General features: G+C 68.0%; 9 protein-coding genes and 1 pseudogene. 7 read left to right on the top strand and 3 right to left on the bottom strand.

The genetic code is table 11. The annotated features are described in order from the left end of the window. Both ACT6QK_RS14495 and ACT6QK_RS14490 read right to left on the bottom strand, forming a co-directional pair. Positions 1-196: pseudogene (locus ACT6QK_RS14495) on the bottom strand (cell envelope biogenesis protein OmpA); the annotation flags it as partial. A gap of 199 nt (positions 197-395) precedes the next feature. Continuing rightward, a complete protein-coding gene (locus ACT6QK_RS14490; RefSeq protein WP_444598533.1) occupies positions 396-581 on the bottom strand; it encodes a hypothetical protein in 186 nt (61 codons plus the stop codon). Between the two features lie 101 nt (positions 582-682). On the opposite strand from ACT6QK_RS14490, the gene argB reads away from it, so the two are divergent. The 3 genes from argB to dapD are packed head-to-tail and all read left to right on the top strand — an operon-like array spanning position 683 to position 3,125. Then, positions 683-1,612, top strand: coding sequence for an acetylglutamate kinase (gene argB / locus ACT6QK_RS14485; RefSeq protein ID WP_444598532.1), 930 nt, complete (start codon positions 683-685; stop codon positions 1,610-1,612). Then, positions 1,609-2,271: a pyrimidine 5'-nucleotidase gene (locus ACT6QK_RS14480; protein WP_444598531.1), complete on the top strand. Its 663-nt coding sequence runs from the start codon at positions 1,609-1,611 to the stop codon at positions 2,269-2,271. The genes argB and ACT6QK_RS14480 overlap by 4 nt, the downstream gene beginning before the upstream one ends. Next, on the top strand, positions 2,268-3,125 hold the full coding sequence (gene dapD / locus ACT6QK_RS14475) for a 2,3,4,5-tetrahydropyridine-2,6-dicarboxylate N-succinyltransferase (RefSeq protein WP_444598530.1): 858 nt from the start codon (positions 2,268-2,270) through the stop codon (positions 3,123-3,125). Before ACT6QK_RS14480 ends, dapD begins: the two co-directional genes overlap by 4 nt. Before the next feature lie 91 nt (positions 3,126-3,216). Here dapD and ACT6QK_RS14470 read toward each other — a convergent pair whose 3' ends face one another. Beyond that, on the bottom strand, positions 3,217-4,389 hold the full coding sequence (locus ACT6QK_RS14470) for an acetyl-CoA C-acetyltransferase (RefSeq protein WP_444598529.1): 1,173 nt from the start codon (positions 4,387-4,389) through the stop codon (positions 3,217-3,219). A gap of 214 nt (positions 4,390-4,603) precedes the next feature. On the opposite strand from ACT6QK_RS14470, the gene trhA reads away from it, so the two are divergent. The 4 genes from trhA to ACT6QK_RS14450 all read left to right on the top strand — a co-directional run. Next, positions 4,604-5,308, top strand: coding sequence for a PAQR family membrane homeostasis protein TrhA (trhA, locus tag ACT6QK_RS14465; protein ID WP_444598528.1), 705 nt, complete (start codon positions 4,604-4,606; stop codon positions 5,306-5,308). 87 nt (positions 5,309-5,395) lie between these two features. Continuing rightward, a complete protein-coding gene (gene phaR, locus ACT6QK_RS14460; RefSeq protein WP_444598527.1) occupies positions 5,396-6,043 on the top strand; it encodes a polyhydroxyalkanoate synthesis repressor PhaR in 648 nt (215 codons plus the stop codon). Beyond that, positions 6,040-6,459 (top strand): hypothetical protein, encoded by a 420-nt coding sequence (locus ACT6QK_RS14455; RefSeq protein ID WP_444598526.1) that lies wholly within the window; start codon positions 6,040-6,042, stop codon positions 6,457-6,459. The genes phaR and ACT6QK_RS14455 overlap by 4 nt, the downstream gene beginning before the upstream one ends. Before the next feature lie 190 nt (positions 6,460-6,649). Further along, the coding region (locus ACT6QK_RS14450) for an AAA family ATPase (protein WP_444598525.1) at positions 6,650-6,918 on the top strand (269 nt) is incomplete at its 3' end.

Genomic DNA, 6,918 nt, shown 5'->3' with positions numbered 1-6,918 from the left:
CGGCCCAGCCGTCGTTGACGTCGAAGTTCCAGTTGTTGCCCGTGACCTGCGACTCGGCGTTCAGCGGGTCCGAGAAGTGGTGATAGCCGGCGTCAACCGCACCGTACCAGCCGTCCGGCTCCGCCGACGCAGCACCGGCGGAAAGCGCCAGCGCAGCAGCGGTCCCCGACGCCAGAATGAAAGTCTTCATACGCATGGGTGTGAGCCCTCCGCAGCAAAAGTGAATATGCGGCGGTCTCACCGCCTCACGGCCTCTTACCAGCGTTACCGTATGCGGTCGAGGCGCAAAGACGCCTCAATCGCCCGAAACACCCGACCGTGACGTTGAAGCTACACGAGAAAATCGAACGGGGCGAGTCGTCGTCCGGGTTCGGCCGCATTTTCAGCGACGGGGATCAGCCTCCGCCTGTGCGGCCGAGGGCGCGGCCGGTTCCCGTGCACACAGGGCAGGTCTCGCCCGAGGCGAGGGTGCCGACGCCTGCGCATTCGGGGCAGAGGGTGGCGTCGGGTGCCTGGGCGGCCGCCGGATCGGCCGGGTCCTGGGCGGTCAGGCCGCGATCGTCGATGTCATGTGGGGTCATAGACTTTGAACGACCCACTGCCGCACCGGTTTCACGGCGGCACCCGTCGTCCCGGATTCACCGTGACAGGGACAGGCTTCGCCGCTATCAGCCCGCGCGTGATGGAAGAGACAGAACGCCAGTCCGAGGAACGCAGCTGGGAGACGGCGAAGACGCTCGCCGAGGCCCTGCCCTATATCCAGGTCTATGACCGCGAGACCGTGGTCATCAAATACGGCGGCCACGCCATGGGCGAGACGGCCGTGGCGCGCCAGTTCGCCGCCGACGTGGTCCTGCTGAAGCTGATGGGCGTCAATCCGGTCGTGGTGCACGGCGGCGGACCCCAGCTCAGCGCCATGCTGGACAAGGCGGGGGTGAAGTCCAACTTCGTCGACGGCCTGCGCGTCACCGATCCGGCCACGATGGAGGTGGCCGAGATGGTCCTGTCCGGCGCGGTCAACAAGGAGATCGCCCACTGGATCACCATGGCCGGCAAGGAGGCCGACGTGCGCGGCGTGGGCCTGTCGGGCAAGGACGCCGGCCTGCTGACGGTCGAGAAGACCAAGCGCACCCGTCGCGACCCCGACAGCATGATCGAACATGAGGTGGATCTGGGCTTCGTCGGCGAGCCGACCAGGGTGGATCCCAAGCTGATCGCCGGCCTGATCGCCTCTGAGACCGAAGACTGGGTTCCGGTCATCGCCCCGATCGGGGTCGCAGAGGACGGACAGACCTATAACGTCAACGCCGACACGGTGGCGGGGGCGGTCGCAGGCGCGTTGAACGCCAAACGCATGCTGCTGCTCACCGACGTGCCGGGGGTGAAGGGCGCGGACGGCGAGATCATCCGCCAGATGACGCTCGACGAGGCCCAGGCCCTGATCGACACGGGTGTGGCCACCGGGGGCATGATCCCCAAGCTGGAAACGGCCATGGCGGCGGTGCGGGCCGGGGTCGAGGCCGTCGTCATCCTGGATGGACGCCGGTCCCACGCCATGCTGGTGGAACTGTTCACCGAGTTCGGCGCCGGAACCCTGGTGAAGGCGTCTTGATCGATCTCTCCAGGGCGAGGGTCTGGGTGTTCGATATGGACGACACCCTCTATCCGCGCGAGCAGGGGCTGATGGCGCTCGTTCAGGCCCGGATCAACGCCTATGTGGTCGAGGCCGTCGGTCTGGCGCCGGACGAGGCAAGAGTGCTCCAGCGGCAGTTTCTGGACGAGCACGGCACCACCTTGGCCGGTCTGATGGCCAACTACACCATCGATCCCGAGGATTTCCTCGAGGTGGTGCATCAGGTGCCGCTGGATTCGGTCGAGCCCAATCCCCGCCTGGCCGAGCAGTTGAAGCGCCTGCCGGGCCGCCGGTTCGTCTTCACCAACGGCGCGCGCGGCTATGCGCACCGGGTGCTGGACCGGATCGGGATCGGCGACTGTTTTGACGGCGTCTTCGCCATCGAGGACGGCGACCTGACGCCCAAGCCTGCGCCCGCCGCCTATCGCCGCATGATCGACAGGTTCGGCTTTGAACCGCGCGACGCGGTCATGTTCGAGGACACGCCGCGCAATCTGGAGGCCGCCAAGGCCTTCGGCATGGCCACGGTCCTGATCGGCGACGGCCACGGCAAGCCCATCGGCGACCATGTGGACCACATCGCCCCCGACCTGCTCGACTTCCTGACCGACCTGACCTTCAAGGACCAAGCCGCATGACCGACCTGTCGCATCTGGAATCCGTCATCGAGGCCGCCTGGGAAGACCGGGCGAACGTCTCGGCCGCCACCCACGGCGACGTGCGCCACGCCGTCGAGACGGCGCTGGCTCTGCTCGACTCGGGGCAGGCCCGGGTGGCCTCGCGCGGCGCCGACGGCGTCTGGACCACCCACCAATGGCTGAAGAAGGCGGTCCTGCTGTCCTTCCGCCTGAACGACAACCAGATCATGCGCGCCGGCGATCGTGGTCCGACCAGCCATGCCCCGGGCGTGGGGCCCTACTGGGACAAGGTGCCCAACAAGTTCGGCGACTGGACGGCGGCCGATTATCAGACGGCGGGCTTCCGCTCCGTGCCCGGAGCGATCGTCCGCCAGGGCGCATACATCGCGAAGAACGTCGTCCTGATGCCCAGCTTCGTGAACATCGGCGCCTATGTCGACGAGGGCTCGATGGTGGACGCCTGGGCCACGGTCGGCTCCTGCGCCCAGATCGGCAAGAACGTCCACCTGTCGGGCGGCGCTGGCATCGGCGGGGTGCTGGAGCCGCTGCAGGCCAATCCGACCATCATCGAGGACGGCTGTTTCATCGGGGCCCGCGCCGAGGTCGCCGAGGGCGTCATCGTGCGCGAGGGCGCGGTTCTGGCCATGGGCGTCTATCTGTCGGGGTCGACCAAGATCGTGGACCGGGCGACCGGCGAGGTCTTCCGCGGCGAGGTGCCCGCCTACAGCGTTGTGGTGCCTGGCAGCCTGCCCGACCCGAACGGCGGGCCGTCGCTGTATTGCGCGGTCATCGTCAAGCGCGTGGACGCCCAGACCCGGGCGAAGACGGGCGTGAACGAGTTGCTGCGAGATTGAATAGGGTGATTAGTGATTAGTGACTAGTGAGTGGAAGAGGCCACTAGGCTGACACCTCCTCACCCACTAATCACTACTCACCAATCACTACTCACCGCTCCACGCACATCGCCACGCCCATCCCGCCGCCGATGCAGAGGGTGGCGAGGCCCTTCCTCGCGCCCGACCGCTTCATCTCGTGCAGCAGGGTGGTCAGGATGCGGGCGCCCGAGGCGCCGATGGGGTGGCCGATGGCGATGGCGCCGCCGTTGACATTGACCTTGGCCGGGTCGAGGCCCAGCTCCTTGAGCACGCACAGGGACTGGGCGGCGAAGGCCTCGTTGGATTCGACCAGATCGAGATCGGCGACGGTCCAGCCGGCCTTTTCCAGAGCCTTTTTCGAGGCCGGGATCGGGCCCGTGCCCATGATGGCCGGGTCGACGCCGGCGGTGGCCCAGGAGGCGATGCGGGCCAGGGGCTCCAGCCCACGCGCCTTCGCCTCATCGGCGGACATCAGGACCAGGGCGGCGGCGCCGTCGTTGAGGCCCGAGGCGTTGGCGGCGGTGACCGAGCCGGTTTTCACGAAGGCGGGTTTCAGCTTCTCCATGGCCTCCAGCGTCGCGCCGTGGCGGATGTATTCGTCCTGATCCACGACCACGTCGCCCTTGCGGCCGGAGATGGTCACGGGAACGATCTCGTCGGCGAACTTGCCGGCCTTCTGGGCGGCCTCGGCCTTGTTCTGGCTGGCGACGGCGAAGGCGTCCTGGGCCTCGCGGCTGATCCCGTTCTGGTCGGCGATGTTCTCGGCCGTCTGGCCCATGTGATAGCCGTTGAACGCGTCCCACAGACCGTCCTTGATCATGGTGTCGGTGAAGGCGAGGTCGCCCATCTTCTGGCCGTTGCGCAGGTGGGCGGCGTGGGGGGCGAGGCTCATGCTCTCCTGGCCGCCGGCGACCACGATCTTCGCATCGCCCAAGGCGATCTGCTGATAGGCCAGGGCGACGGCGCGCAGGCCCGAACCGCAGATCTGGTTGATGCTCCAGGCCGGGGTCTCCTTCGGCAGCCCGGCGCCCATCGCGGCCTGACGGGCCGGGCCCTGGCCGGCGGCGGCCTGAAGCACGTGGCCGAGAATGACCTCATCGACATCGGCGGGGGCGACGCCGGCCTGTTCCAGAGCGCCCTTGATGGCGATCTCGCCGAGTTTGAAGGCCGGAAGGCTGGACAGGGCGCCCAGGAAGGAGCCGACCGGAGTGCGGGCGGCGGAGACGATGACGACGTCGGACATGCGGTTCACTCCCTAAGGCCCATCAACGGGCTGCATCTTTGTGTGCAGTGCAACATTAGGCCGGTCTCGAGGACGCCGCAAGGATTCACCGGATTCTCACTTCCTTCTGGTCTGATGTCGGGAACGAACGGCCGAGGGCCGTCGCTGTGGAGTGAGGATCCAATCGGGCGATCCGGGGCATCCCGCCTTCGCCGTTCAGAGGGGTAGAAGGCCCATGCGTCTGAAGAACCTGTTCGTCCACGTCTGCACCCCGGACGAACTCGACATGATCGAGCACTACCAGACCCGCGCCGAGCGCCTGGCCGATCTGTGGGTGCATCTGACGGGCCTGTCGCTGGCGGCGGCGGGCGGGGTCGTCATGGCGATCCTCGCAGCCGTCTACGGCGGGCCGAAGTTGGCGATCGCCACGGCGGTCTATGCGATCTGCCTGATCGCCATGCTGGCCTGTTCGACGGCCTACAACTGCACCCGGCCGTCGCCGGCGCGCCCGGTTCTGCGGCGGATGGACGAGGCGGCGATCTTTCTGATGATCGCGGGCTCCTACACCCCCTTCACGACCCAGAGGTTCGAGGGCCTGTGGTCGGTCGGCTTCACCCTGACGGTCTGGATCATCGCCCTGTCGGGGGTGGCGGCCAAGATGGTGGCGCCGCGCCTGTCGGACCGGTTCTGGAGCGTGGTCTACGCCCTGTTCGGCTGGCTGGCCGCGGTGGCGCTGAAGCCGATGCTGGATACGGTCCACCCCCTGGCCCTGAGCCTGCTGGTGGCGGGTGGGCTGATCTACACCTCGGGCGTCTTCGTCTTCATCAGTCCGAAGGTGAAGTTCCGCCGGGCGATCTGGCACGGCTTCGTGGTGGCCGGGGCCTGCCTCCACTGGGCGGCGGTCCTGGTCGGGGTGGTGCTCATGCCCCACGCCGCCTGAACCCACCCGTCAGGGCGCGGCGCAACAAAGCCACTGGCGCCGTTCGCCGCAGTGCGGAATACTGACGGAAAGTAAGGGAGACTGGTCTTGGCCGACGACCAACCGCAGAACGCCGCAGCCAGCGGCGGAAAGGCGAAGCCCGGCGACGTGGTCGTCATCAAGAAATACGCCAACCGGCGGCTCTACAACACCTCGACCAGCGCCTATGTCACGCTCGAGGATCTGGCCCGTATGGTGCGCGAGGGCGTGGACTTCGTGGTCTTCGACGCCCGCACGAACGAGGAGCTGACCCGTCAGATCCTGACCCAGATCATCTTCGAGGAAGAGAGCCGCGGCGAGGCCCTGCTGCCCGTCCAGTTCCTGCGCCAGCTGATCGGCTTCTACGGCGGCCAGATGCAGGGCGTCCTGCCCGGCTATCTGGAGATGTCGCTCGAGAGCTTCTCGCGCCAGCAGGAGCAGTTCCGCACCCAGATGAGCCGCACCTTCGGCGCGACGCCCGGCGGCGCCTTCATGGAAGAGGCGGTCAAACAGAACATGGCCATGTTCGAGCGGGCTCTGAAGATGTTCCCGGGCTTCGGCTTCGGCGTCGGCGGCGAGGCCGCCCCGTCCGAGGCCCCGGCGTCCGCGCCCGAGACCCCGGCCTCCGATCCGCTCAGCGAAATGCGCGCCCAGATGGAGGAGATGCGGGCCCAGATCGAGCGGCTGGCGACCAAGGGCAAGGGCGACAAGGCGTGACCCGTCCGGTCGGTCCCGTGGGGGCGGCCGGCCAGACGGGGGCGGCGCCGACCGTGCCCGACCCCCGTGACGTTCAGGAAGACCGCCGCCTCGTCGATCGACGCAAGTCCGAACGCCGCGCGCCCTCGCGTCGCAAGACTAAAACGGCCGATGGCGAGGCCTCGGCCGGCCGCGACCTGGTTCCCGTCGGGGCGCCGGTCACCCACGATCCTGCCCCGGCCCAGAAGCCGTCTCAGCCCGCTGCGGCCGAGGCCGCCTTCGCCGCCCAGCTGCTGGGCCAGAGCGGACAGAAGCGCGGCCTGCGGGGCGGCCCTCCGGTTCTGGACGCCGCCCGCTCCACCTATCTCGGCGCTGAGTATGCGGGCGAAAAGGATCGTCGCCCCCCGGTCGGCAAGGCGACAAAGACCGAGATCTGAACCGGGCCGGGCATTGGCCCGAGGCTTGCAGGGGCGGACCCGATTCTTGCCCGAGGTCCGGTTTCCATGTCTCTCGCCTTCCGCGCCTTCGATACTCTGGTCGTCGCCCTGGTGTTCGCCGCCCTGCTGTAAAAGGTCGCGCCCCGGCCTGCGTCTTCCGGTCGCGGTTGAGGCGTCCTATCTGGACGTCATGACCGACCTGTCTCCCCGCGAAATCGTCTCCGAACTCGACCGCTTCATCGTGGGCCAGCACGACGCCAAGCGCGCCGTCGCCGTGGCCCTGAGGAACCGCTGGCGCAGGAAGCGCGTCCCCGCCGACCTGCGCGACGAGGTGACGCCCAAGAACATCCTGATGATCGGCCCCACGGGCGTGGGCAAGACCGAGATCGCCCGCCGCCTGGCCCGTCTGGCCGGGTCGCCCTTCCTCAAGGTCGAGGCCACCAAGTTCACAGAGGTCGG

This window comes from Brevundimonas sp. (genome assembly GCF_052436175.1).
Lineage (GTDB): Bacteria > Pseudomonadota > Alphaproteobacteria > Caulobacterales > Caulobacteraceae > Brevundimonas.
This window is presented reverse-complemented; position numbering and strand designations above follow the sequence as displayed.

Coding starts and splice junctions, on each gene's coding strand:
- trhA (WP_444598528.1), top strand. CDS start 4,604: ATGCGTCTGAAGAACCTGTTCGTCCACGTCTGCACCCCGGACGAACTC.
- ACT6QK_RS14470 (WP_444598529.1), bottom strand. CDS start 4,389: ATGTCCGACGTCGTCATCGTCTCCGCCGCCCGCACTCCGGTCGGCTCC.
- dapD (WP_444598530.1), top strand. CDS start 2,268: ATGACCGACCTGTCGCATCTGGAATCCGTCATCGAGGCCGCCTGGGAA.
- argB (WP_444598532.1), top strand. CDS start 683: ATGGAAGAGACAGAACGCCAGTCCGAGGAACGCAGCTGGGAGACGGCG.
- ACT6QK_RS14490 (WP_444598533.1), bottom strand. CDS start 581: ATGACCCCACATGACATCGACGATCGCGGCCTGACCGCCCAGGACCCG.